The sequence below is a fragment of the Neorhizobium sp. T6_25 genome, assembly GCF_002968555.1.
Taxonomy (GTDB): Bacteria; Pseudomonadota; Alphaproteobacteria; order Rhizobiales; family Rhizobiaceae; genus Neorhizobium.
The window spans coordinates 207,483-231,122 of record NZ_PVBL01000001.1; the positions used below are offsets into that span (position 1 = coordinate 207,483).

Here is a 23,640-nt window from a genome sequence, read left to right on the forward strand (position 1 = left end):
AGAAACCTCTCCTGGTTGAGAAAAAACCGCTGGCGATCCGCGCCGATCTTTCCGAGCGTCAAATCCAGCGATATCAGCCGGCCTTGCGGGATGCCGCCCCGTCGAGCCCTGAGTTCGACCACTTTGACAACCGTTCACCGCTGCGCGGTCTCGTCATTGCAGGGCTCGCCACGATCCTCGTGTCCTTCGGCGGATTTTTTGCCTGGGGGTTTTCCGTCGAACTCAGCAGCGCGACGGTCGCCAACGGCACGGTCATCGTCGATTCGAAACGTAAAACCATCAGCCATTTCGAAGGCGGGGTGATGAACCGACTGCTCGTGCAGGAGGGTGACAAGGTCACGGTCGGCCAGCCCCTGATCGAATTGGAGGATACGCGTGCCCGTTCCAGCCTCCGGTCGCTCCAGGCAAGGCGCATCGGCCTGATCGCCAAACTGGCTCGACTGAAAGCTGAGCAGAACGACGCGGCCCAAATCAGCTTTCCTAACGATTTCGGCGACGCCTGGGATGTTGCGATGGACGACTCCGTCAGGGCGGAGACGATATTTTTCGAAAAGCGGCGCGAGACCAAGGTCGGACGCGTCGAGGTCCAGAGAAAAACGATCGAGGAACACCTCGAACTGGCGGCGTCATACGATATCCAGATCGAGGCGATCGACCGGCAAATCGGCTTCATCAGGGAGCACCGCACGTCGATGGACTCATTGGTGAAGATAGGTGCCGTACCCCGTACCCAGGTCATCGAGATTGACTCCAGGCTCAGCGACCTTGCGAGGCAGCGGGGCGAACTCGTCGGCAACAAGGCCCAATCCGAAAAGGCCGCAGCCGGTGCACAGCTTGCGCTGACGGGGATCGAAAGCGACTTTCAGTCGACGATTGCCGGCGAAATCACCACTGCACGCGTCGATCTCGCCGACGTCGAACAACAGATCACCGCGTCGAAGGACGTGCTGCGGCGGCTTGAAATCCGCTCTCCACAGGATGGCATCATCAGCAACATCCTGTTGCGCACGCCCGGCAGCGCGGTCACGCCCGGCCAGCCGTTGCTTGAGATCGTCCCGGAAAACGAGCCGCTGCTGGTCGAGATGCGCGTCAATCCTCGCGACATCGACAGCATCGCCGTCGGCTCGCATACCCAGGTCCGGCTGACGGCCTATAACCAACGGTCCCGCCTGCCGATGGAAGGTACAATCACGTATGTCGCCGCGGACCAGTCGGTCGATGAGAAATCAAACAGTGCTTATTTCGTCGCGCGCGCCAAACTCGACCCGGCATCGCTTGAGGCAAACCCTGATGTGCGCCTCTATCCCGGCATGCCGGCAGAAGTGCTGATCATTCACGCGTCACGCCGCGCGATCGATTACATCACCTCTCCCGTCCTCGAAAGTTTCCATCGCGCCTTCAGGGAAGACTAGTATCCAGGCCGCAAGAAATGCTGCATGGCAGAAACTGTTTCAAATATTGAAGTTGTTTTAAAGTAAAATACGGCAACTTTAATTTTTAAGATGGCCCATTATCGAAACAATGTGCCATTAATATTCAGTTCAGGAAATGTATTTCCCAACATCTGACATTTTAGCTCCTGGTTATGCTTGCGCTTCCGATTTTTGCAGTGCACATTTCAAGCGCGAAATCGTCGCACCCTGCGCCGACAACGCACTCAAACAAACCTGAAGAGGAGAGGCAGATGGCCACATTGGAAGGCGGAGCATACGATGATGCCCTGTTCGGTTCCCGCTTCAACGACTTCATCCGCGCCCATGCGGGCGATGATTTCGTAAACGGCGGCAACGGACACGACACGGTGTTGGGCGGCGAGGGTGACGACATCCTGTTCGGCGGAAAGGGACATGATTCCCTGTTCGGCGGCGAGGGTAGCGACCTGTTGAACGGTGAAGCTGGCGACGACAATCTTGTCGGCGGCTGGGGTGATGATCTTCTTTACGGCGACAAGGGCAATGACACCCTGCTCGGCGGGCATGGCAGTGACCTTCTGTCCGGCGGCAAGGGTGCTGACATCCTCTACGGCGGCGACGGCAACGACATCATCGACGGCGGCGCTGGCAATGACCTGCTGGTCGGCGGCGCAGGCAATGACGTCTTCGTCTTCGGCGGCGGCGGCGGCAATGACGTCATTCTCGACTTCACCGCTGGCGAGGATATCCTGCAGATCTCGAAGGGCATCAATGGCCTCGACGTGACTTCGCCGGACGATCTGGCCTCGCGCATCACGCAGGTCGGCGGCAATGTCGTCGTGGATCTCGGCCATGGCGATACGCTCACATTGGTCAATGTCGACGCTGACGACATTCATGCCAATCCCGAGAACTACTTCACCGTTCACTGAGCATGATTTCTGCGCGCCCCGCCTCCTCCCGCGGGGCGCGCAACTCCGATCCAGAGGGGCAGCGTGTGACGTTCGACGAAGCGATAGACGCCAGCGGCGTTTTTAGAAACGCAAAAACCTTTCGACTCGGTGCGGATTTGGCCATCCTTGTCTGGGATCTCCCCCCGGCCCTTCCCGCAACCACCAAGTGCCTGTTGTCGATGGATCGGTCGCCGGTACCGCTGGTCAGCATGATGCTTCCGCTCGGCCACGGAAGGCAACGCATGTTCTGGGCGATGCGGCCGGAACAGCAGCCGGTGAATGTGGACATCTGCACGGAACACGGCGGCATCATCGAAACCGTCATGATGCAGCCGGCACGCATGCTCACGCCCCTCGATGTGGAAGCGCTGTTTACCGATCTTGCACCGGGTTCCCGTATCAAGTTCGTCAACAACCTGCTGACCGTCTGGCGAAGCGCCTTCCGCATCACCGGCGACCACCTTTTCCATATGATCGTCGAAGACGCCCTTCATGCGCTCGTGCCCGAACCGCAGGCCGCCGGCATCGTCTGCCAGGTCGCCCAGGGACGCCATCTGATCGAGACGGCAATCAATCCGGACCTTGGCGACATCGTAGCGATCTATGCGATCGGCGCGACATCGATCGCACGCATGGCCGCAAGGCCTGTCCTCGGACGCAAGATGAAAAGCGGACTTCAACCGTGCCATTTCATTGCGGAGGCGCCTTATCCCTCTCCTCCGTTTCTCATCGTCCTCCTGAGCAAGAATGGTGCAGCAATCCGCCAGCTTGCTGACGACAAACCTCGCAATCCCAACCTTCAGACCTGGTGGAGCAAGAACCGTGAGGCCGTCGAGCTGCGCGAAATGGTCGTCCGTTGTCTCGCCACGTTGCCGGAAGGCAGCGCCGCGACGGCGACCGACCTTCAGGTCAACGCCCCGCTGCCTGCAACCCGTATTGCCAAGTCGTCGATGCATCCGTCGGGCGAGGTCGATCTCGCCCTGGCGCTCGACGACGGCCTTCTGGCAGGCGGCTGGTTTCATGCACCGTCATCCGCCTTCGCCGGCATCGACTACGTCAAGGAGGACGGCACCGCCGTGCCGCTTGACGCAAACAGCTACAAATTCCCGGCATGGGCAGAAGGCAAGGATGAAAAGAGCAAGACCGATGTGACCGGCTTCGTTGCCTGGATTCCGCTGACGCAATCCCCCGGCCCGCTTCTGCAGCCGCGATTTCAGTTGCGCCTTGCTTCGGGAGCGGTCAGGCCGCTGATACCGAAGCTGCAGCCTTTCGAGCCCGCGACGCAGCGAAACCATGTCCTTCGCGCGGTTCCGCCGCAGCATGCGGTCGACAGTGCCTTCCGCACGATCCTCGCGCCCGCCCTGCAGGACATAGAACGGCGGCTGGGCAAGACCATAGAGGTCGATTCTACGAAGGACTACAACCTGTCCGAAACCACACCCCTCGTTTCGATTGTCATACCTCTCTACAAGGTTCTCGATTTCCTGCGCTTCCAACTGTCGGGAATGGCCACCGATCCGTGGCTCGTCGCCAATGCCGAGATCATCTTCGTCCTCGATTCACCGGAAATCCAGGATGAGACGGAGCATATGCTGGGCGGCCTGCACCTGCTGCACGGGCTGCCGATGAAGCTGGTCATCATGAACCGCAACAGCGGCTACGCGCGGGCCTGCAATGCCGGCGCACGTTTTGCCCGCGGTGCCATTCTGGTCATGCTCAATTCGGATGTCGTGCCAAAGGGACCCGGTTGGCTTCAGGTGCTGTCGCGGCCGCTGCTGGAAAACAGCAGGCTGGGCGCGATCGGCCCCAAACTGCTCTTCGAAGACGGATCGCTGCAGCATGCCGGCCTTTATTTTGGCCGCGACCAGCGCGGGATCTGGTTGAACCATCATTTCAACAAGGGCATGCCCGGTGACTATGCTCCCGCCCAACAAGCCCGCGAGGTTCCCGGCGTCACCGGCGCCTGCCTCGTGACCCGCAGGGCCATCTACGAGCGTGTCGGCGGCTTCACCGAGGACTACATAATCGGCGACTACGAGGACAGTGACCTCTGCCTCAAGATCCGCCGTCTCGGGCTCCAGATCGCCTATGAGCCCGCCGCCTGCCTGTATCATTTCGAGCGTCGCTCGATCCGCCGCAGCCAGGACTATATGCGCGGCGTCGCCAGCCAATACAATTCCTGGCTGCACACCCAGCGCTGGGAAGACGACATCACCGACTTGATGGCGAACCAGTTCGGCAGAGATCAAGATCGCCCCGCCGCCACAAACGGCAGAAGCCAGGAAAGGAACGCAGCGTGACACAGGTAGCACTCGTGCACCCTCCCAAGCCGGCTCGGCTGGTCGATGAGGACCGCGTTCGCTGGCTGCTCGAAGCCGTTCGGGCCAACCGATTTCTGCCGCAGCCGGAACCCACCAATGTGTTCGTTGGTGACGGCGATTTTCGTGCGATAGGCGTGGAATTCCTCGGGCACTTCATCCGTATCGGCGGCCTGCGCGAAGAAGCCCGCGTGCTCGACATCGGCTGCGGTATCGGCCGAATGGCCGTGCCGCTCACCCAGTATCTCGATCCGCAGACGAGCCGCTACGATGGCATCGATCCCGTCGAGGGCGGCATCGACTGGTGCCAGCGGACGATCACGCCCGCCTACTCCAATTTCGCCTTTCAGCGACTGGATATCGCGCACGAACTCTACAATCCGAACGGCAAGGTCAGCGGCAAGACCCTGAAGCTTCCCTTTCCGGATCACCATTTCGACTTCGTCATCATGACGTCGGTGGTCACTCACCTGCCCCCTGCGGAAGTCCTTGTTTACCTCGCCGAGGTTCGCAGGGTCCTGTCATTCGGCGGGCGATTGTTCATGACAGCCTTCGTGGTCGACCGGATCGCGGCGGCAAACGAGCACGGGCGGCGCGATCCGCGCCTTGCGTTCCGCCGTTATGGCGAAAGCCCGTGCTGGTTCGTACCCAACCAGGCGCCGCTTGCGGCAGTCGGCTTCGAAGACGGCTTTCTCGACAAGGCGCTCGAACGCGCCGGCCTCTCCATCACCTTGAAATCGCTGGGCCATTGGCGCGGTACCAATGCGGCTCACCATCAGGATTTCATCGTGGCAAAGCGCCGGGGAAATGGCCGATGAGCAAGCGCATACTGGTCGCTGCCCACAACCATCCGTCCCTTCACCCGGGCGGCACCGAGATATTCGCCCATGACCTGTTTCGCGCCTATCAGCGCGAGGGCCATGAAGCTCTGTTTCTCGGTGCCACAAACCATATTCATCGCGAAGCGAGACCAGGCACGAGCTTCCAGAGCATCGGCTCGGCAGGAGACGAAATCCTGCTGTGGTCCGGACATTTCGACCGCTTCTTCATGAGCCAGATCGACCTCTATGGTGTCGTGCCAGACATAGCGGAGCTACTGCGCGATTTCCGGCCGGATGTGGTTCATCTCCATCACATGCTGCTGCTTGGCGCCGAGTTTCCCCACATCGTCCGCCGCACCCTGCCCGACTGCCAGATCGTCATGACACTCCACGACTACTACCCCATCTGCCACCATGACGGCCTGATGGTGCGCACTGGCACCAAGGAGCTTTGTCACCAATCCAGCCCGGACCGCTGCCATGCCTGCTTCAAGGACATTCCGCTCGATCGATTTGCGTTGCGCGAACGCCACCTGAAGGCCCTGCTGAGCACGGTCGACCACTTCGTCTCGCCAAGCGCCTTCTTGCGCGATCGCTACGTGCAATGGGGACTGGACGAAGATACGATCAGCGTCATTCCCAATGGCATCCCCGCCCGCAAGACCGGCGTGCCAAGAGATCTGCTCCAGGGCGGCAAGCCGGTTTTCGGATATTTCGGCAATCTCAACCCCTGGAAAGGGGTGACCGTCTTGCTCGAGGCGGCGCGTCAGCTTCTTGCCGACGGCCTCGATTTCGAACTTCGCGTCCATGGCGGCGCGCCCTTCCAGAGCGAAACGTTCGTCGAGGAGATCAATCGGCGTTTTGCAGAAACATCCGGATCCGTTCAGGCCCGCGGCCCTTACCGACGCGAAGATATCGGCGATCTGGTGGCCGCGGTCGATTGCACTATCGTTCCTTCTGTCTGGTGGGAGAACGCACCGCTGGTCATTCAGGAAGCCCAGGCGCAAGGCCGTCCTGTCATCGCCAGCAATATCGGCGGAATGGCTGAGATGGTCGAGCATGGCGTCAACGGCCTGACCGTACCACCCAATGATGCCCGGGCGCTCGCCGCGGCGATGCGCGACATCGTCGAAGACCCGAAACTGCTGCACCTGTTCGCGCAAAACGCCCGCAAGCCTGACGACATCGACACGACTGCCCGCCGCTATCTCAAGTGGATGGAGACGGCACAGATTCAGGCATTGGAGAGCGCATGACCAGTCCCGCTGAACGACCGGATGCAGCATCCGAACAGGACAACGTCAAGCCGATGAACGGCCGGGTGGACGCCGTCGACATGGGCAGGATTTTCGGCTGGGCATTCGACCCGATGGCGCCGGATCAACGGCTGACCATCCGTGTCCTTCTCGATGGCAAGGTAATTGCCGAGGCCGTTGCCGATCGCAACCGTCCCGATCTGCGGCGCAACGGTATTGGCGACGGCAAACACGCATTCGAAATCGCGCTGCCCGACCCCCTCCATTCGCGGGCCAACGATATCGTCGTCATGGCGCGCAATGAAAGCGGCTCCGAACAGGCTCTGCGTGTTCCTCAGCCGAACGAGCAGGCGGCCGAAGCCCTGATCGCAGCGCCGCTGGCAAAAGTGCTCGACAAGCTCGATGTGCTGATGGCGTCGCAGCGGCAGTTGCAGGTCTCGCAGCGCTCCCTGCAGCGCGCACCGGAAATTGATGGAGACAAGGCCGAAACCACCGGCCTGACCGAAATCCGCAACGCCGTCGAAAACCTCAAGGTGGAGGTCAGCCAACGCTTGAATGACCTCGATGTCCACCTGATGCGGCTCGACGGGGTCGTGGCGGGGATGGAGAAGAACCTGGATACATTGAAGAAACGGGCGAGCGCTGAATTCAAACCCATGCTGTTGCTGCTGTTCGTCCTGGTCGGATTTGCCGCTGGCGCCGGCCTTGCGCTGATTGCCAGGATTTGAGCGAGGGAGGGCAAGACATGCTGGTTACGGAACAATCCCCCACGGTTACCAATCCTCCTGCCACCAACCCCCTGGTCGCCAAACCATTGCCCGCCAAGCAGGGGACGAGCAGGGCGATGCGCTCCGGAAGGGTAATCGGCTGCCGCGTCGACGAGACAACCCTGCTAATCATCGGCCTCGGCCAAGTCCCGGCCGGTGACGTGACGGTTTGCGTCGGCGAAGACCAAGCCGACACGCGAAATGCATTTGTCTCGGAATGGCGATCGGCCGCATCCTCACCGCGGGCCAAGCATGGCTTTGCGGCGCTGCTTCCGGCAGGGGACACCGACCTTGCCATGACCACGATACGCTTCGGAGAGAAGGAGACGAGTGCGCCCTATATCTTTGCGTCCCGTCTTGCCTCGACGGAGGAAGCAGCCGCGCTCATGCTGGAGGCCGCGGGATCTCAGTCGGCCGCCGTCATAAACCGGCTCGTGGACGCGCTGATGGCCGGCAATCTCAGCCGCCGCAGGCTTCTCGCCATAACCGCGCTTCTACAGGCGACCCACGCCACTGACGGCTTCGTCGAGTTGATCGGCGAGAGCCATGACGGCGTGACATTCCTGCAGGGCTGGAGCCGCGCCATGGCGCCCGGGCCTTGCCGGATGTCCCTGATCGGAAGATCGACACCGGTGGTCGCGGAATGCGGTATAGCCACCTTTGCACGTCCCGACGCCCCTGATGGCGCCGCAGGTTTTGTCGGCCTGCTCGAGACGCACGAGGCTGCCCGCGCTGCCGACATTGAAGGTCTGATCTTTCGAGGGCGCGCCGGTTGGAGGCATGTCGCTATCCACCCTCGCAAGCGCATCACCGATCCCCAGGAAACCCCCGAACACATCCGGTCTGTCCTGATGCGCACCCATGGCACGCCGGACGTGCTCCTGTCCCTGCGGGCCGCTGCCAACAGCTTTGAGGGCAAGGAAACCGTCTCCGGCCTGCCCTATCCCGTCCGGATGGGGATAGACAGCATATTCGAGGCCGATGCAGGAAATCTCCTCATCTCCGGCTGGCTTTATGACCCGGATGGCCACGTCGCGACGGTTAGACTGCGCCGACGTGATGCTGCGAGCCGCCTCGACGAACACTGGACGCGCTTCGATCGCCCCGACGTCACGGACAGTTTCAACGACCAGGCGCATCTTGTGCCGGGTCTGCGGGGAGATCAGCGCGCCCACGGCTTCATCGCCCACGCCCAGTTATCGGCTGAAGATCCCGGTGCCCCCGTTTATTTCGAACTGACGCTGCAGGATTCGCGCCGTGCGTTTCTGCCGGTAAAACCGACACGCCTTCCGGCACGTTCGGCGGCATTGCGCCAGATCGGCTCGATCGATCCCGCCAACAACGCGCTACCAGGGATCGTCGATACACACATTGTTCCGTTCCTCAAACAATCATCGGGAAGGTCAGCGCCGGTCATCGAAACGATCATAGATGCCGGATTCTTCGATGAAGAAAACGGCCCGCCGATCATCATTGGCGTAGGCGACAGCGACGAAGATATCTCCCCGCTGCTCGCCCTGCTTGCGCTCGATCCGGAAACCCGGGGCGCTCCGATCGTGATCGCCATGCCCGCCGAGCGGTTTCGCAGGCAGGCCACCCGCCTCAAGGAGCTCGCACGTTTCTATCGCCTTTCGGTCAGAATGGTGTCGACGAAGGGTACGGGCGACGTCTACGACATGCTGGAAGCGGGCACGCAGGCGCTTTCCTGTGAAACGGTCGTGTCGCTCTCCGCCTCGCTAATCCCGCACGGGACAGGCTGGTATGGCAAGCTCGTGGCCACGGCTTCCACAATGAAAGGAAGCGCAGTCTCGCCTGTCCTCGCTTACGAAGACCATTCGGTTCGCTGGGCGGGAAGCTGGATTGACGACGGCAACGACGACCAACCGGTTGTGGGCCGCTACGCCGGATATCCGCTCAAAGCGGTGACCGACATGAAGGTGACCAGCATCGCGGCGGCATCGCTCGAATGCTGCATCATGCCCCGTGACGCCCTGTCGCGCGCGGGCGGCTTTTCCGGCGGCTATCTCGGAACGCAGGAAAAGGGTCTGGATCTCGGCCTCCGCCTCAGCCGGTCCGGGTTCGACTCCTATTTGCTGCCGTCCGTGCAGATGTGGGGCTGCGACGACGCACGCGCCGGCGACAGTCCTGCGATGGCGGCCTTGGTGGCGGAGATCGACCGAAAGATCTTCAAGAGCCAATGGCTGCCTATCCTTACCATTGAAAAGCACCTGGAAAAGAGGCCCGCATGAACGAGCAGCTTCGCGTCCTTGTCGTCTCGCATGCGCATCCCTCGGTCTCGCTCGGCGGGGCGGAAATCGCGTCCCATAACCTGCACCTCGGCCTGAAGGCATTGCCGAACGTGGAATCGGTTTATCTGGCCCGGATCGGACACCCGGTGCCGCGGCACGCCGCATCCGCGCTGATGAGCCTGCGCCTTGTCGAGGACGAATTGCTGTTCCACACGGACGACTACGACCATTTCTTCCTCTCCAACGGTGATACCCAGGCGATTAGCCGGGACCTCTTGCGTTTTGCGCGCGATCTCAGGCCCCATGTCATCCATTTTCACCATGTTCTCGGTATCGGCCTCGAAGCCCTTTATGCTTTGAGAGAAGCGTTTCCGCACGCCGCCATCATCGTCACATTCCATGAATATCTGTCGATCTGCCACAATCACGGGCAGATGGTGAAAAGGCCTTCCGGCCAGCTCTGCGAAGCCGCGTCCCCGGTCGCTTGCCACGGTTGCTTTCCCGAAATCCCCGTCTCGCGCTTCCTGAAGCGGGAATTGTTCGCCCGCGGCATGCTCGGCCTTGCCGACGCTTTCATCTCCCCCAGCCGGTTCCTGGCGGATCGCTACGCCGCGTGGGGCATCGAAAGAGACAAGATCAGCGTGATCGAAAACGGCATCGCCATGGAAACGGCAGCGCCCGCGCGCGAGGTTCAAGGTGCCAAGCCGCGCCGCAATCGCTTTGCCTATTTCGGACAGATGACGCCGTTCAAGGGCGCCGATCTGCTGATCGAGGCCGTCTCGCGCATCCCGAAGGAGGTATGGGGCGAAGACTCCTGCCTGATGATCTTCGGCGGCAATCTCGAGCGACAGCCGGTCGAATTCCAGGAACGTATCAACAAGCTCATCGCCGAGGCCGGCCACCGCGTTCGCTTCTACGGCGCCTACCAGAACGCGGACGTGCCGCGTCTTATGCGTTCCGTCGACTGGGTGGTTCAGCCGTCCGTCTGGTGGGAAAACTCGCCCGTTGTCATTCAGGAAGCTCTGCTCCACCGCAGGCCGATGATCTGCTCCGATATCGGCGGAATGGCCGAGAAGGTGCGCGACGGAAAGGACGGGCTGCACTTCCGGGCAGGCAGCAGCCAGGATCTCGCGGATCGCATTGTTGAGGTGCTGGGCGATGGCAAGATCTGGGAGCGGCTGCGCGTTTCCATGCGCCAACCCGCCGACCGCGCCGCCTGTGCGCGCGAACACGTCAAACTCTATCGCACCTTGCTGCGGCGGAAACTCGATGCCGCGATCGCCGAAAGCCCCAAGCTTCTCTCGCCCGCGCTTTGAAGACACTCGTTTCGAGAAACGCTGAGGGACCGGCCTTCTTCGCGAAGGCTGCCTTGTCTCGGCAGGCTCGGCAACATTCGGTCACGAATGCGCAGCGCCTGCCGCTCTAAGCCGCGCGATACGGCCGTCCAGTTCCTCCAGCCGGCGGCCGAAGCCGAGATTGTCCGGCTGATACGCCATGGCGTCCGCAAGCATGGCCCGCGCCGTCACAAGCTCACCGTCGCGAATATGGCGGTTGGCCCGATGGTAGAGGAAGTTTGCCTGCTCGACAGGAGAGAAATTTGGGCCGAAGCGCGTGTGAAACCTGTCGGCCCAGGCCCGATGCCGAGCAATCGCCGTCATGGCGATCTGATAGGGCCGCATCGGCGCGATCACGCGCGCTGCACGGGCGAGACCGCGCAGACCCGGAAGATCGTCTGCGCGGCAGGCGTCGATCAGCGACAGCGCGCGCGCCGTCCCGGTAAAGGCGCGAACGGTGCCATGGCCGGTCATGTGGACAGGCACCAGCTGGGTCCTCTCCTGTAGCGCCGCGATCCGAACCGCGTGCTGGTGATCGACGGTGTGAAACGGATCGAAGAACAAATAGGCCCGGCCTGCCGCGTGATCAGGCGCGATCCCCATATTCGCATGAAGGTCGGGCGAGAAATGGCGCGCAAACCTGCGGTCGAAAGAAACGGCCTTTGGATCGATCGAGATTTGTGGGCAAAAGGCGACGGCCACCGTGGCATTGAAGCGCCTCCGGTACCGCAACGCCGCATATCCCCCCTGCGAATGCCCGTAGAGGATCCGCTCCGACGCCGCCTGAAGTATGGGCGCTGCCGCCTCGACAGCCTTGACGACGCTCGCTGCTGGAAACCAGTTCGGCCGCCGGCTGATGAAACCAAGCGCCGAAATGCCGGCCTTCTCGCACAATCGCTGTCCCCAGAAACGACTGCCGTTCGCCCTCATTTCCATTTCGTTGAATGTGACGAGAAGATAGGGAGACGATCCAGAACGATGTATCACCTCCAAATTTTCATCTGAAAATATGATCATACGGCCATCCACAAGCAGTTACTGAATAAAACTAATTCAAATTTTGAACTATATTTGCTCGGTCGCGCAATCATTCGTAAAATGTTGCTTAACGTCAATAACAGATTTACACACATGAGAGGAATATCTATTTATTAATCGTCCATTCCTGGCTATGGAAATTTTATCCGGTTCGGAAAATAACAACCACACCTGCGTTCACGCCAGATGTTTCTGGCCTGCATCGGTTACCCTGGAGACAACGAGGCGGCTTCGTTGCGACGGCACAAAACAAAAAGCCCTTTGGAGATGTCACGAATGATCCAGTAAACGCGGCCGGATGTTTCCATCACGTGGTTGAAATGATCTAGCGATCTGAGTGCGAGGAAGACATGCAATTTGAACGAACGAAAATCCCCGACGTCGTGCTGGTGACACCCAAAAAAATTGGAGACCATCGCGGATATTTTTCAGAGACTTTTCGTTCTGACGTCTTTGGCCAAAACATCGGCGCCTTCAATTTCGTCCAGGACAACCAGTCGTATTCAGCAGACGCTGGCACGATTAGAGGCTTACACTTCCAGATTGAACCTCGTGCTCAAGGAAAGCTGGTCCGGTGTATCGCTGGTTCCATTCTCGACATCGCAGTCGACATCCGGAGAGGCTCACCGACTTTTGGACAGCATGTCCAAACGGAACTAACCGCCGAGAACGGTTGCCAGGTCTGGATTCCCGCAGGGTTTGCGCATGGGTTCTGCACCCTTCAGCCCAACAGTGTCGTCTCCTACAACGTAACAAACTACTACAGCCGCGACCATGACCGTGGAATTTTATGGAACGACCCAGAGCTCAATATCGGCTGGCCGGTGACAGCAGAAAGCGCCGTGCTTTCGCAGAGAGATCGGACGCAGCCACTTCTCGCCGAGCTTGAGACGACTTCATTCACAGTAGCGAGTGGCAGCTAGGGAGCATGCAATGCGCGTCCTCGTTACCGGCGGAGCCGGGTTCATCGGATCGGCTGTCGTGCGTCATCTGGTTCTCGTTAAAAACTACGACGTCTTGACCGTAGACAAGCTGACTTATGCCGGCAACGTAGCGTCGCTCGCCACCGTCGAAAACAATCCGCGGCATCGTTTCCTTCAGGCAGACATTTGCAATCGAGCGGCGATGCAGGAGGCGTTCGACAGTTTCAAACCCAACCGAGTCATGCATCTGGCGGCGGAGAGCCATGTGGACCGATCTATAACTGGCGCCCGCTGCTTCATCGAAACCAACGTCATCGGCTCATTTACTTTGCTGGAGGCGGCCCGGCACCATTGGCAGGATCTCTTCGGTAAAGCCAAAGCAGACTTTCGCTTTCTCCACGTCTCTACCGACGAGGTGTACGGCTCTCTCGGCGAAGGCGGATTGTTTACCGAAGAAACCCCCTACGATCCCTCCTCTCCCTATTCAGCGTCCAAAGCAGCCTCTGATCACCTGGCCAAAGCGTGGGCCCGCACCTATGGCATGCCGGTTATTGTCTCCAACTGCTCGAACAATTACGGCCCGTATCACTTCCCTGAAAAGCTGATCCCCCTGATTGTTCTGAATGCTCTTGAGGGCAAATCGCTGCCAGTTTACGGCAACGGCGCCAATATCCGCGACTGGCTATTTGTCGAGGACCACGCAAGGGCGCTGGACCTCATCGCCGAACGAGGGAGGATCGGCGAAACCTACAATATCGGCGGCCGCAATGAGCGACGCAACATAGAGGTCGTCAAGCGCATCTGCTCGATCATAGATACCCTCCGGCCGCAGAATGCCCCACACGAGCGACTGATCACATATGTCATGGATCGGCCCGGGCATGACGCGCGCTACGCAATCGACGCCACCAAGCTCGAGGCGGAATTGGGTTGGAAGGCAGAAGAAAACTTCGATACCGGGATCGAAAAGACGGTCAAGTGGTACTTGGAAAACGGATGGTGGTGGACGCCGCTGCGTCAGGGATACGGCGGTGGCCGGCTCGGCCTACTTAACGGATCCGGAGGCAAATGATGTCCCGGCGGTATGTGGTCACCGGACGTGGCGGGCAAGTCGCTCAGTCTTTGGTCGAGCGCGTCGAGCGCCACAGCGGGATAAGAGTTATCCCGCTGGCTCGACCCGATCTCGACCTTGCCGATATTGGAACGATTGAAAAGGCTCTTGTGGAAGCGAGACCCGAACTGATCATTTCCGCTGCCGCCTATACCGCCGTCGATCAAGCGGAAAGCGATGCCGCCAAAACTTTTGTCATCAACAGCGCGGCCATAAATGAGATCGGTCGCGTGGCATCCAAGCTTAACGTGCCGGTTATTCACTTGTCGACGGACTATGTCTTTGACGGCAACAAGACTTCGCCTTATCAGGAGAGCGACCCTGTTGCCCCCCTCTGTGTTTATGGTCGGTCGAAGCTCGAGGGCGAACGTTGTCTCATCGCGTCGGGGGCGGATTACGTCATCCTCAGGACCGCGTGGGTCTACAGCCCCTTTAACAAGAACTTTCTGCGCACAATGTTACATCTTGCCGAAAGTCGCGACGAACTCAATGTCGTCGCCGACCAATACGGCAATCCAACATCTGCACTTTATATCGCCGATGCCATATTCACGGTTGCCGGCAATTTGCTGTCGTCACGGGACCGACGCCTGCGCGGCATGTTCCACCTGGCGGGAAGCGGTGAGACCAGCTGGGCGGGTTTTGCTTCCGAGATCTTCCGCATATCTGCCGAGATGGGTGGCCCGTCGGCGATCGTCCATCCGATCCCGACTGCGCAATATCCGACACCGGCTCGCAGGCCAACCAATTCGAGATTGGATTGCAGCAAACTCGAACGGTTTCACGGTGTTCGTCTGCCAGACTGGAAAATCGCGACCGCGACGACGGTGCAACGGCTCTTGGCTGGCGGTGCGCTGAGAAAAGAGGCCGGCATGGAAACGGCATTTTGAGGAGAATTGTCGATGAAGGGTATCATTCTGGCCGGCGGCAACGGAACGCGGCTGCATCCGATGACGCTTGTCACGTCGAAACAGCTCATGCCCGTCTATGACAAGCCGATGATCTATTATCCGCTCTCAACGTTGATGCTGGCCGGAATACGCGACATTCTCATCATCTGCACACCGCATGATCTGCCCGATTTTCGCGGCCTGTTAGGCGACGGTTCGGCTTGGGGAATTTCGCTCTCCTATGCGGAACAGCCTTCACCTGCAGGTCTTGCTCAAGCTTACATCATCGGTGCCGATTTTGTCGGATCGGATCAATCCTGCCTCATCCTCGGCGACAACATTTTCTACGGCCATGGCATCACGGAGCTTTTTGAAAGCGCTGCGGCGCGCAACGATGGTGCCACAGTGTTCGCCTATCATGTCCACGATCCGCAACGTTACGGCGTGGTGGAGTTTGACAAGAGAATGAAGGTGATCTCGATCGTTGAAAAGCCGACGGTCCCGAAATCCAACTGGGCAGTTACCGGGCTTTATTTTTACGACAAGGACGTGGTCGAGATTGCCGCAAACCTCAAGCCATCGCTGCGCGGTGAACTGGAGATCACCGATGTCAACCGAGTATATCTCGAACGTGGCAAGTTGAACGTCGAACAAATGGGCCGCGGTTTTGCTTGGCTCGATACCGGCACTCCCGAGAGCTTGCTGGAAGCAGGGAATTTTGTCGGCACTCTGCAGAAGCGGCAGGGTATCAAGATCAACAGCCCTGAAGAGGTCGCCTGGCGCAGCGGCTTTATAGATGACAAGCAACTGGAAGCCGTCGGCAAGAAGCTTGGCAAAAGCGAATATGGCAGATATCTACAAACGCTTTGTACCTAATTCAAGATTGGTCCCTGCGAAGTATGGCAGTCATATTTTGGCGGCCGCTAAGGCGAGAAATCCCGAAAAGGATTTCCTGCCCTTAGCTTAGCGGGTAGCGAGGCGCTCGAGCTGCTTGAGCCTGCTGAACATTTTCTGGAGAGTACTGGATCTAGCGAACGCGGCGAAAGTCTCGACGCAGACCATCACTCGTCTCGAAAGGGGCGAAGAGTTGCGCACCGCCACACTTCATAAAATCAAAAGTGCTCTAGATGACGCTGGAATTGAATTCATTCCGGAGAATGGCGACGACGTAGGTGTACGTTTCGCACGGGCGAGCGAGCACGAGAAGTAGCGCCACTGTTCCAGACGCTCTTAGGCCTGGCGACTCCGGGCGGCCATAGAAGCTCACAAGATCCTCAAGCTCAACCCCTTCAGCCGAAACTGGCGAAGGTGCTTTCTTGGTCTGGTACGAACCCCTTACTCATCTGTGTAGACAGGATAAAATGTCAGCGCCTTAGGCTCGATCCTCGATCCCTTCGGCCACATTTGGACGCTGGTCGAACGGAAGTCGGAAACTGCAGCGGCCGGAATCCGGGCGGCGAAGTGTCGCGAATGTCTCTCGCAGAGTTAACTTTCGCGACCGAAATTTCCCCGAAAAATCAAGTCCCCTGACTTTGCCGCGAAATTTAGGAGTTACGCGACAACGCGGCCAACAGCTCGGCCAGTTGATCAGCCTGCATGTTGTCCAGCTTGTCGCCCAGATGCCGCTGAATCGCCGCCGCATAGACGTTCCACATGCGCGCTTGCATGGCCCGGCCATCCTCGGTGATGATGACCCACCGGCCCCGGCCGTCCTGGGAAAACACTTCACGCTGAACGAGCCCGGCCTTGTCCATCCGGTCGAGAAGTCGGGAAAGGTTATGCTGCGCCAGTAGCGTGCGTTCCTCGATCTCGTAGGGCCGCAAGCGGCCGCCCTCGACCCGAGACAGCTCAAGCAGCACGTCATACCAGCCAAGCGGCGGAAGATCGGCCGCCTTTAAATCTTGCTCGATAGCGCCAAGCATGAGCTGCTGGGCGCGCATAAGACGCACCCAGGCCCGCGTGATGGCGGGAGAGGGCTGCTGTGCTTTGGTATCTGAACAATCGGACATAGATGCAGATACATGTATCTTGACGGACAACGCAAGCCCTTATATAGATGCAGATACATCTATATAAGGAGACCGTTTTTTCATGACCCAAGAGCGATTAGCGGATTACGGGGTAATCCTGTTGCGCGTCGGCCTCGGCGTGATGTATCTCGCCCATTCGATCGTGCTCAAGCTGCTCGCCTTCGGCCTTGCCGGTACGGCGGGCTATTTCGAGTCCATCGCCCTGCCCGGATGGCTGGCCTCTGGGACCTTTGCGGCCGAAGCCGTGTGCGGCGCGATGCTGGTTCTCGGCAGCTATGCCCGGTGGGTGGCCGTGGCCCTGATCCCGGCACTTCTCGGCGCGATCATCTGGGCGCATGGCGGCAATGGGTGGGTGTTCAACGCGCCGAACGGCGGTTGGGAATATCCACTCTACCTCCTCGCCCTGTCGGTTGCCCAATTCCTGTTTGGCGACGGCCGCTATGTCCTCCGCGCCTCCCCCTTCTTTCGCTGATCCGCTCAAGGAGATTTTATCATGTCCGACCCAAAGCTGACCCTCATCAGCCATCATCTTTGCCCTTACGTCCAGCGCGCGGCGATCGCCCTGACAGAGAAAGGCGTGCCATTCGAGCGCCGCTATGTCGATCTGGCCGCAAAGCCAGATTGGTTCCTCGCTATTTCCCCGCTCGGCAAGGTGCCCCTGCTGATCGTCAAACAGGATAATGGCGCGGAAGCCGTGTTGTTCGAGAGCGCCGTCATCTGCGAATATCTCGAAGAAACGCAGCCTGGCGCTGCTCTCCATCCTGCCGATCCGCTGACGCGGGCGCGGCATCGAGGCTGGATCGAGTTCGGTTCCTCAATCCTCTCGGACTTGTGGGGATTTGAGACGGCCGAGGATGCCAAAGCCTATAACGCTAAGCGCAAGGCCCTGTTCGACAAGTTCGGCCGTATCGAGGTCGAGCTAGGCCACGGTCCATTCTTCTCCGGCGAGACATTCAGCCTGGTCGATGCGGTCTTTGCGCCGATCTTCCGCTATTTCGACGTGTTCGACACCATCTCGCCGGCCGGCGTATTCGACGGACTGCCCCGCGTGACAGCATGGCGTAACGCCCTCGCTGCCCGCCAGAGCGTGCGGGCTGCCGTCACCGATGACTATGGCGACAGGCTCAAGGTATTTCTCAAGAACCATGATGCATGGTTGCTGAAAGCCGCTGCCTGACGGGCAGCCGATGGTGCCGAGATCGACATTGTCATTGAACAGGCTGGAAAGCCAAAGGTGGCGATCGAGGTCAAGCGCGCCGGCGCACCGCAAGCTGAGCCCGGCTTCTTTGTGGCCTATGACGATCTGGGTGTAGACAATAGGTTCGTCGTTAGCGCAGGCGGTGAGGATAATCCGGCGAAAGGTGGGGTCAAGCTGCGCACGCTGCTGCGGCAGTCAACGAGGTTCGTGAATTCCTGAAATCACCGTTCGCGGCGCAAGGGTGATATGGAGCTTGATCATCGCCCCCTGCGGAAGCCCAGGCGTCAGATCCTTCGGTTGTGTGCAGTGCCGCCGACATGCGTGCCTATATCTTCTTGGAATGAACACTGGAATGCTGTTCCGGACCGGCTTACTGCTGCCGGGGAGACTTCTGCAGCCAAGATCACAAAGGATCGAGTAGCTCGACCCTGTGATCCGCCCTTGAACTGATCCGATCCTTCTCGAAGTCCGTACTTTCGGGCAGCGATGCCCTGAACGGAGAAGACCGTGCCTCACGAAAAGCCGGCCCCCGCCATCCTCTGGTTTCGCAAGGATCTGCGTCTCGACGACAACCCGGCACTGCACGCTGCGATCGAGGCTGGCGGCCCGGTCATCCCCGTCTATATCCGCGAGCCGGCACAGCTGAACATCGGACCGCTCGGTGCCGCGCAGGCTTGGTGGCTGCACCACTCGCTTGCAGCACTCAAGGCATCGCTAAAGTCTCTGGGCAGTGACCTCGTCCTTGTCTCCGGCAAGGCCGAGGACGTGCTCGCCGATCTCGCCCGCAAGACCGATGCAAAAACCGTCTTCGTCAACCGCGCCTATGAGCGGACGCTGTTCGACCGGGGCATCGCCATTGAGCTGAAAGAGCACGACATCGCTATCCGCGCCTTCCACGGACAGCTCCTGTACGAGCCGAAATCCATCCGCACCGGTACGGGAAACGCGTTCAAGGTGTTCACGCCATTCTGGAATGCGCTCCAGAAGGCGGGCGAGCCGCACGAACCCATCGACGCGCCGACGAAAAGCCCCTCGCCGCAGCCTCTGCCGCCATCCGAGAACCTCGATCACTGGGCCTTGCTGCCGACGAAACCCGATTGGGCCGCGGAGTTTCGAAAAACGTGGGCACCCGGCGAAGCAGGCGCACAGGAAAAACTTGGCGACCTCATCGATCGCGAGCTGCACGACTACAAGCGCGGCCGCGATCTGCCGTCGATCGATGCCACATCCCTCCTGTCGCCTCACCTGGCGCATGGCGAAATCTCGCCGGCTCGCATCTGGCATGCGGTCCGGGGCCTGCCATCCAAAGCGTCGGAGGATGTTGCCCATTTCCGCCGTGAACTCGCCTGGCGGGACTTCTGCTATAATCTGCTCATTGAATTCCCCGAACTTCACGACAAGAACTGGGACGACAGGTTCGACCGCTTCAAATGGGGATACGCCTCAGGGGAGTTCCGCGCCTGGACGATGGGGATGACCGGTTATCCCATCGTCGATGCCGGCATGCGCCAGCTTTGGCGCACCGGCTTCATGCACAATCGTGTCCGCATGATCACTGCGTCCTTCCTGATCAAGGACCTGATGATCGACTGGCGCCGCGGCGAGAGATGGTTTCGCGAAACGTTGGTTGATGCCGACCCCGCGAACAACTCGGCGAATTGGCAATGGGTGGCGGGCTCCGGCGCCGATGCATCGCCGTTTTTCCGGATCTTCAACCCCGTCCTGCAGGGTGAGAAATTCGATCCGGATGGCGATTACGTCCGGGAATATCTACCGGAGCTGGCAGGACTGGATCGCAAATACGTCCACAAGCCCTTCGAAGCGCCACAGCATGTCCTCGAACAGGCGGGCATCAAGCTCGGCAAGACCTATCCGAAACCGATCGTCGATCACGGTTTTGCCCGCGACCGGGCGCTGGCTGCCTATCGCGACATCCGTTGATCCAGCCGACAGGGTAAGGAGACGAGCTTGGACAAGCGCTGCCAAGGCTCCGGTCAAACTGCAAGGCTTCCTCGCCGGAGGCCTCGGAGTCTCACTTGAAACCTGGTCTCCCACATTTGCAGCGGAATTTGCTGGTTGGCAGGAGGGCGCGCCATCGCTGGCTTTTGGTCCCGGTGTTGTTGCAGAGCCTTTTGGTGATCCTCACGGCAGGATCGATCGTTCATACGGCTTGAGCAGGAAGATCGGTTCGCAAGTCCTGTCTGACAGGCGGTATGCCACGGCGGTCGGATCCGCTCTCGACCGCACGCTAAAGCGACGCACGGCAGATGGCACAAATGCCCAAGTGTATCACGGAGCCTGACTGACCCTTCATCGACTCGCTATGCGTCGACGCTAGCTTTCGCAACTGCGCGTTGGTCAGGAATCGTACCGAGCCCCCGCTCCCACTAGACTCCGCTCACAAAGTGTTAATGATCGTGACAGGAGCGATCAGGAGGACAACGATGACTGAGAGAACTTGGGACGCGCCCGTCAATATTGCGCTGCCGGGGATCGGTCGCAAAGCCGTCAACGGACCATTTGAGGCTCTGGCGCTTTTAACTGAAGGCTGGCCGGCAATGACCGGACCACATTTCGTTCGCGCCAGGATCGCCTGCAAGGCGGCGCTCGACGAACGACTTACGGCGGAACAGGCGCGACGTGCATTCGAAAAGGCCGCGGCGGAAGCACACCGAAATCTGAACTAAGGACAAACGGTAGCAGACCCTGGCGCCCACTGATATTTCCGTGGTGATTGGTTCGGCGGCTGGAGCCTGCTCGACGGCTGTAATACGAGGCTTGATTTGGGGCCGTCCAGCGGCAGGCCTCACAATCATGAACGCTCGCATGGCACCTGCTCGCACCAACGGATGCGGGCTCTAAGTTAACACGAACGGGTATAACCGCTTGAAGCATTGAGCAGCTTTGATATTCCTCACTCGCCGCAATTCGGCGGCCCAGGGAACTTCCAAAAATAAAATTCGCTATCCGCGCCGCGTTCGCCGCCGCAGTTCTTTCCTGCGCTTGCGCGACATCAGCTCTCGCTACCGGCGCTATTTCGGTGAATGACACATCCGGCACAGCGGCGGAAGATGCTGGCTATGCCGTTGGGTATGGTGGTTCGAAGAAGGAAGCATCTTCGAATGCTATAAAGGAATGCAAGGCCGCCGGTAATGCGGCGTGCGAGGTCATGCTGACCTTCGAACAGTGCGGCGCCTATGTAGGCAACAAGGCGAGCTAGGCGACGGGCGTAGGTAGCACAGAAGCAGCAGCGCAGAAGGCTGCGAAGGCCGAATGCCCCGGGTGCAAGCTCATCGTCTCTGACTGTCATTGATGCAGCAAGCCCGCCGGCTTCAAACCCGCGGGCTCTCACTTTATCGTTTGAGCCTGCTTGCTATAAACCCGCCGCGGTGAGGCGACGGGTTTGGGGAGACACACCATCTGACGAAGCCCGTTGAATGGTGCCGGGGACGATATGGCTTCGCGTACTTGCGAGATAAACCCCGCTGCCTCTCGCATGTTCCGGCGTCGGACTTCAGTCTGAACAACGGGCCTCTATCGTAGGACCTTTGTGTTTTGGTCTCATCTTAGGGGTGGATGCCTCGGCAAGCTGCTCTAGGTAGGGCGGCAACACCGGAGGCCCGATCATGGACTACGTCTATGCACCCGCTCTCATGTGCGGCTCGATCATTCTCGGAATTGCCCTCATTTATTTCGCGCTGAAGTAGATGAGCCCGCTTAGGCTTACATCGTCCGGGTCTGGATTACTCCCAAAAGCTGATTGTTCATTGCGAGCAAGGCTGGTTGTATGCAAGGCGGCTGGGGGAGAACTAGCCGGGGAATAGCATCGTGCGTGTATCAGTGAGCGACAGCATCGACCTTGAGCAGCAGGTTCGGATGTTCACCGACGTCATCAAGGATGTGAGAGCCAGACGGTCCGAGCCCGGACTCTGTAGACGGATCGCCGACTACGAAGAAATTGTCAGCGAACTCAGGGATGCTCTCGCTGCCATGACACCCTCACGGCTGCACTAGGCTGGCGGAACTTTGGGCACGCCTTCTCGGTTTGATTTCCAGCAGGAGATCAAGACACACCGCCCAGCCGGCGCGAATTCCTGTTTTATGTCTACCAGACCGTAGCTCTCGGCTGCCTATCGCAGGAGCGATGTGGTTGGCCTTCAACCAAGAGCGAAGGGCATCCGAAAGAAAGCTCAACGCTGCTACTTTAGGTGATCTAGCGGGGATTTCGCTCGCGAACTACGCTCGGCGGTATGACAGATAGATCAAAAATTGCTGGTCGCAGAGCGGGCATCGGTGCTGGTGGGATAGTCCTACTAGGCGCCGTCATCGCCGGTTCTTATTTCGTGTCTATCGAGCGAAGCAGGCCGAGCAACTGCCGCCCGTTCCTGGCGCAGCTATTGTGTCGCCTGCCCGCTGGAGTTAGCGTAAAAGGCGAACGCCTGCAGCTTGATCCCGACGAACGTCGAGACAAGAATGTCGCCGACTCCTCGTCTAGTGAGAGGTGGCTATAAAAGGGCGCATCTCAGGATCGGGTGCTCGGGCCGCGACCGATCCGGCAATAGAGCCTCCCGACTATTCCGTCGTCCGCCTGACGCTCCGCAATCGCGATACGGTCCGGGATTCGGACCGGCAGGAGATTTTTCCTCAAGCTTCGCAAAACGCCGTTGATCGCGACAACTGCATATCCGGGCAAGGCGGACACTCCCGCACTGCGATTGCCTTTTATCTTTCGCAAGAGCCGCTGCCGGCTATAGTCTCGTCCACGGCTGGAATTCTCGGCGCGAAACAGGCCGTGTCGGCGAAAATTCCGAGAATGGAAACTCCGTTCCCATGCCGAAAACCTCACACGCCTGCAGGTGGGATGACACCCTTGGTGAACAGGAAGCAGCCATAGAAACGCGTTTCCCCAGTCGAGATCACGCAATAGGCCTTCTTGGCCAGATCGTAGAAATCGAAGCGCGCGATGCCGTACATGGGTGAAGACCTGCCTTCCGCTTGGTCGATCTCCGCCTGCACCTCGCTTTGCACCGTCGGAATTTCGCCCGGCGCGCCCATAACTTCCATGCGACCGGCAGAATTCTGGAGCGGCGTGTCGAGCGGCAGCACCGAGAGAATGGCACGGATCGCCTGCGGTGCCGGGAGATTGGCCATGCTGAGCTGCCGGCCGACCACCGTCTGCCTGGCGACGCTGTCGCTCGGGAAGTTGGTGTCGGAGACAACCAGCGTGTCCCCGTGCCCCATGGAGCGAAGCGCGTGCAGCACGTCGGCGTTCAACGCCGGATGAATGTTCTTAAGCATAATGTCCTCCCTATTGGCATTTACTGGACGGCACATGCAGTC

General features: G+C 59.6%; 23 protein-coding genes. 20 read left to right on the forward strand and 3 right to left on the reverse strand.

The window, feature by feature from the left end; genetic code table 11:
* Positions 1 to 11 precede the first annotated feature (11 nt).
* The 8 genes from C5L10_RS00920 to C5L10_RS00955 all read left to right on the forward strand — a co-directional run bounded on the left by C5L10_RS00920 (position 12) and on the right by C5L10_RS00955 (position 11,092).
* The gene (locus tag C5L10_RS00920; RefSeq protein ID WP_105428347.1) at positions 12 to 1,412 is read left to right on the forward strand and encodes an HlyD family type I secretion periplasmic adaptor subunit; all 1,401 of its coding nucleotides are present in this window, start codon (positions 12 to 14) and stop codon (positions 1,410 to 1,412) included.
* A gap of 272 nt (positions 1,413 to 1,684) precedes the next feature.
* Positions 1,685 to 2,344 (forward strand): calcium-binding protein, encoded by a 660-nt coding sequence (locus tag C5L10_RS00925; protein ID WP_046632029.1) that lies wholly within the window; start codon positions 1,685 to 1,687, stop codon positions 2,342 to 2,344.
* A 65-nt stretch (positions 2,345 to 2,409) separates the two neighbouring features.
* Complete coding sequence (locus tag C5L10_RS00930) at positions 2,410 to 4,665, forward strand: glycosyltransferase family 2 protein (RefSeq protein WP_105428348.1); 2,256 nt, start codon at positions 2,410 to 2,412, stop codon at positions 4,663 to 4,665.
* Positions 4,662 to 5,501 (forward strand): class I SAM-dependent methyltransferase, encoded by an 840-nt coding sequence (locus C5L10_RS00935; RefSeq protein ID WP_105428124.1) that lies wholly within the window; start codon positions 4,662 to 4,664, stop codon positions 5,499 to 5,501. The genes C5L10_RS00930 and C5L10_RS00935 overlap by 4 nt, the downstream gene beginning before the upstream one ends.
* Positions 5,498 to 6,760 (forward strand): glycosyltransferase family 4 protein, encoded by a 1,263-nt coding sequence (locus C5L10_RS00940; RefSeq protein WP_105428125.1) that lies wholly within the window; start codon positions 5,498 to 5,500, stop codon positions 6,758 to 6,760. Before C5L10_RS00935 ends, C5L10_RS00940 begins: the two co-directional genes overlap by 4 nt.
* Positions 6,757 to 7,488, forward strand: coding sequence for a hypothetical protein (locus C5L10_RS00945; RefSeq protein WP_105428126.1), 732 nt, complete (start codon positions 6,757 to 6,759; stop codon positions 7,486 to 7,488). The genes C5L10_RS00940 and C5L10_RS00945 overlap by 4 nt, the downstream gene beginning before the upstream one ends.
* A 17-nt stretch (positions 7,489 to 7,505) precedes the next feature.
* On the forward strand, positions 7,506 to 9,776 hold the full coding sequence (locus tag C5L10_RS00950) for a glycosyltransferase family 2 protein (RefSeq protein ID WP_105428127.1): 2,271 nt from the start codon (positions 7,506 to 7,508) through the stop codon (positions 9,774 to 9,776).
* A complete protein-coding gene (locus C5L10_RS00955; protein ID WP_105428128.1) occupies positions 9,773 to 11,092 on the forward strand; it encodes a glycosyltransferase family 4 protein in 1,320 nt (439 codons plus the stop codon). The genes C5L10_RS00950 and C5L10_RS00955 overlap by 4 nt, the downstream gene beginning before the upstream one ends.
* An 81-nt stretch (positions 11,093 to 11,173) precedes the next feature.
* On the opposite strand, the gene C5L10_RS00960 is transcribed toward C5L10_RS00955, so the two are convergent.
* On the reverse strand, positions 11,174 to 12,127 hold the full coding sequence (locus C5L10_RS00960; RefSeq protein ID WP_105428129.1) for a hypothetical protein: 954 nt from the start codon (positions 12,125 to 12,127) through the stop codon (positions 11,174 to 11,176).
* 371 nt (positions 12,128 to 12,498) lie between these two features.
* On the opposite strand from C5L10_RS00960, the gene rfbC reads away from it, so the two are divergent.
* The 5 genes from rfbC to C5L10_RS00985 all read left to right on the forward strand — a co-directional run bounded on the left by rfbC (position 12,499) and on the right by C5L10_RS00985 (position 16,282).
* The gene (gene rfbC / locus C5L10_RS00965) at positions 12,499 to 13,071 is read left to right on the forward strand and encodes a dTDP-4-dehydrorhamnose 3,5-epimerase (RefSeq protein WP_105428130.1); all 573 of its coding nucleotides are present in this window, start codon (positions 12,499 to 12,501) and stop codon (positions 13,069 to 13,071) included.
* A gap of 10 nt (positions 13,072 to 13,081) precedes the next feature.
* Complete coding sequence (rfbB, locus tag C5L10_RS00970) at positions 13,082 to 14,143, forward strand: dTDP-glucose 4,6-dehydratase (protein WP_105428131.1); 1,062 nt, start codon at positions 13,082 to 13,084, stop codon at positions 14,141 to 14,143.
* Positions 14,143 to 15,072, forward strand: coding sequence for a dTDP-4-dehydrorhamnose reductase (rfbD, locus tag C5L10_RS00975; RefSeq protein WP_105428132.1), 930 nt, complete (start codon positions 14,143 to 14,145; stop codon positions 15,070 to 15,072). Before rfbB ends, rfbD begins: the two co-directional genes overlap by 1 nt.
* A 12-nt stretch (positions 15,073 to 15,084) precedes the next feature.
* Positions 15,085 to 15,948 carry a glucose-1-phosphate thymidylyltransferase RfbA gene (rfbA, locus tag C5L10_RS00980; RefSeq protein WP_105428133.1) on the forward strand — a complete coding sequence of 288 codons (864 nt, stop codon included), beginning with the start codon at positions 15,085 to 15,087 and terminating at the stop codon, positions 15,946 to 15,948.
* Between the two features lie 115 nt (positions 15,949 to 16,063).
* Positions 16,064 to 16,282, forward strand: coding sequence for a transcriptional regulator (locus C5L10_RS00985; RefSeq protein ID WP_105428134.1), 219 nt, complete (start codon positions 16,064 to 16,066; stop codon positions 16,280 to 16,282).
* A gap of 334 nt (positions 16,283 to 16,616) precedes the next feature.
* On the opposite strand, the gene C5L10_RS00990 is transcribed toward C5L10_RS00985, so the two are convergent.
* Positions 16,617 to 17,012 carry a helix-turn-helix domain-containing protein gene (locus tag C5L10_RS00990; protein WP_105428349.1) on the reverse strand — a complete coding sequence of 132 codons (396 nt, stop codon included), beginning with the start codon at positions 17,010 to 17,012 and terminating at the stop codon, positions 16,617 to 16,619.
* Between the two features lie 151 nt (positions 17,013 to 17,163).
* Here C5L10_RS00990 and C5L10_RS00995 point away from each other — a divergent pair, with 151 nt between their 5' ends.
* From C5L10_RS00995 to C5L10_RS33455, 7 genes are all read left to right on the forward strand, one after another.
* The gene (locus tag C5L10_RS00995) at positions 17,164 to 17,574 is read left to right on the forward strand and encodes a DoxX family protein (protein ID WP_105428135.1); all 411 of its coding nucleotides are present in this window, start codon (positions 17,164 to 17,166) and stop codon (positions 17,572 to 17,574) included.
* Positions 17,575 to 17,595: 21 nt separating this feature from the next.
* Positions 17,596 to 18,279 carry a glutathione S-transferase family protein gene (locus tag C5L10_RS01000; protein WP_105428136.1) on the forward strand — a complete coding sequence of 228 codons (684 nt, stop codon included), beginning with the start codon at positions 17,596 to 17,598 and terminating at the stop codon, positions 18,277 to 18,279.
* Between the two features lie 57 nt (positions 18,280 to 18,336).
* Positions 18,337 to 18,519 carry a hypothetical protein gene (locus C5L10_RS01005; RefSeq protein ID WP_245447882.1) on the forward strand — a complete coding sequence of 61 codons (183 nt, stop codon included), beginning with the start codon at positions 18,337 to 18,339 and terminating at the stop codon, positions 18,517 to 18,519.
* A gap of 288 nt (positions 18,520 to 18,807) precedes the next feature.
* Complete coding sequence (locus tag C5L10_RS01010) at positions 18,808 to 20,241, forward strand: deoxyribodipyrimidine photo-lyase (protein ID WP_105428137.1); 1,434 nt, start codon at positions 18,808 to 18,810, stop codon at positions 20,239 to 20,241.
* A 503-nt stretch (positions 20,242 to 20,744) separates the two neighbouring features.
* Complete coding sequence (locus C5L10_RS01015; RefSeq protein ID WP_105428138.1) at positions 20,745 to 20,987, forward strand: DUF982 domain-containing protein; 243 nt, start codon at positions 20,745 to 20,747, stop codon at positions 20,985 to 20,987.
* A 353-nt stretch (positions 20,988 to 21,340) separates the two neighbouring features.
* Complete coding sequence (locus tag C5L10_RS34855) at positions 21,341 to 21,520, forward strand: DUF4189 domain-containing protein (protein ID WP_172716854.1); 180 nt, start codon at positions 21,341 to 21,343, stop codon at positions 21,518 to 21,520.
* 608 nt (positions 21,521 to 22,128) lie between these two features.
* Positions 22,129 to 22,314 carry a hypothetical protein gene (locus C5L10_RS33455; protein WP_172716855.1) on the forward strand — a complete coding sequence of 62 codons (186 nt, stop codon included), beginning with the start codon at positions 22,129 to 22,131 and terminating at the stop codon, positions 22,312 to 22,314.
* An 828-nt stretch (positions 22,315 to 23,142) separates the two neighbouring features.
* On the opposite strand, the gene C5L10_RS01025 is transcribed toward C5L10_RS33455, so the two are convergent.
* Complete coding sequence (locus tag C5L10_RS01025) at positions 23,143 to 23,598, reverse strand: RbsD/FucU family protein (RefSeq protein WP_105428140.1); 456 nt, start codon at positions 23,596 to 23,598, stop codon at positions 23,143 to 23,145.
* Positions 23,599 to 23,640: the final 42 nt, after the last annotated feature.

Excerpts from the sequence above, each read along its gene's own strand:
- C5L10_RS00950 (WP_105428127.1), top strand. The coding sequence starts at position 7,506 with ATGCTGGTTACGGAACAATCCCCCACGGTTACCAATCCTCCTGCCACC.
- C5L10_RS00960 (WP_105428129.1), bottom strand. The coding sequence starts at position 12,127 with ATGATCATATTTTCAGATGAAAATTTGGAGGTGATACATCGTTCTGGA.
- C5L10_RS00945 (WP_105428126.1), top strand. The coding sequence starts at position 6,757 with ATGACCAGTCCCGCTGAACGACCGGATGCAGCATCCGAACAGGACAAC.
- C5L10_RS01000 (WP_105428136.1), top strand. The coding sequence starts at position 17,596 with ATGTCCGACCCAAAGCTGACCCTCATCAGCCATCATCTTTGCCCTTAC.
- C5L10_RS00955 (WP_105428128.1), top strand. The coding sequence starts at position 9,773 with ATGAACGAGCAGCTTCGCGTCCTTGTCGTCTCGCATGCGCATCCCTCG.
- C5L10_RS00990 (WP_105428349.1), bottom strand. The coding sequence starts at position 17,012 with ATGCGCGCCCAGCAGCTCATGCTTGGCGCTATCGAGCAAGATTTAAAG.
- C5L10_RS01015 (WP_105428138.1), top strand. The coding sequence starts at position 20,745 with ATGACTGAGAGAACTTGGGACGCGCCCGTCAATATTGCGCTGCCGGGG.
- C5L10_RS01025 (WP_105428140.1), bottom strand. The coding sequence starts at position 23,598 with ATGCTTAAGAACATTCATCCGGCGTTGAACGCCGACGTGCTGCACGCG.
- rfbB (WP_105428131.1), top strand. The coding sequence starts at position 13,082 with ATGCGCGTCCTCGTTACCGGCGGAGCCGGGTTCATCGGATCGGCTGTC.
- rfbD (WP_105428132.1), top strand. The coding sequence starts at position 14,143 with ATGTCCCGGCGGTATGTGGTCACCGGACGTGGCGGGCAAGTCGCTCAG.
- C5L10_RS00995 (WP_105428135.1), top strand. The coding sequence starts at position 17,164 with ATGACCCAAGAGCGATTAGCGGATTACGGGGTAATCCTGTTGCGCGTC.
- rfbA (WP_105428133.1), top strand. The coding sequence starts at position 15,085 with ATGAAGGGTATCATTCTGGCCGGCGGCAACGGAACGCGGCTGCATCCG.
- C5L10_RS00925 (WP_046632029.1), top strand. The coding sequence starts at position 1,685 with ATGGCCACATTGGAAGGCGGAGCATACGATGATGCCCTGTTCGGTTCC.
- C5L10_RS00940 (WP_105428125.1), top strand. The coding sequence starts at position 5,498 with ATGAGCAAGCGCATACTGGTCGCTGCCCACAACCATCCGTCCCTTCAC.
- rfbC (WP_105428130.1), top strand. The coding sequence starts at position 12,499 with ATGCAATTTGAACGAACGAAAATCCCCGACGTCGTGCTGGTGACACCC.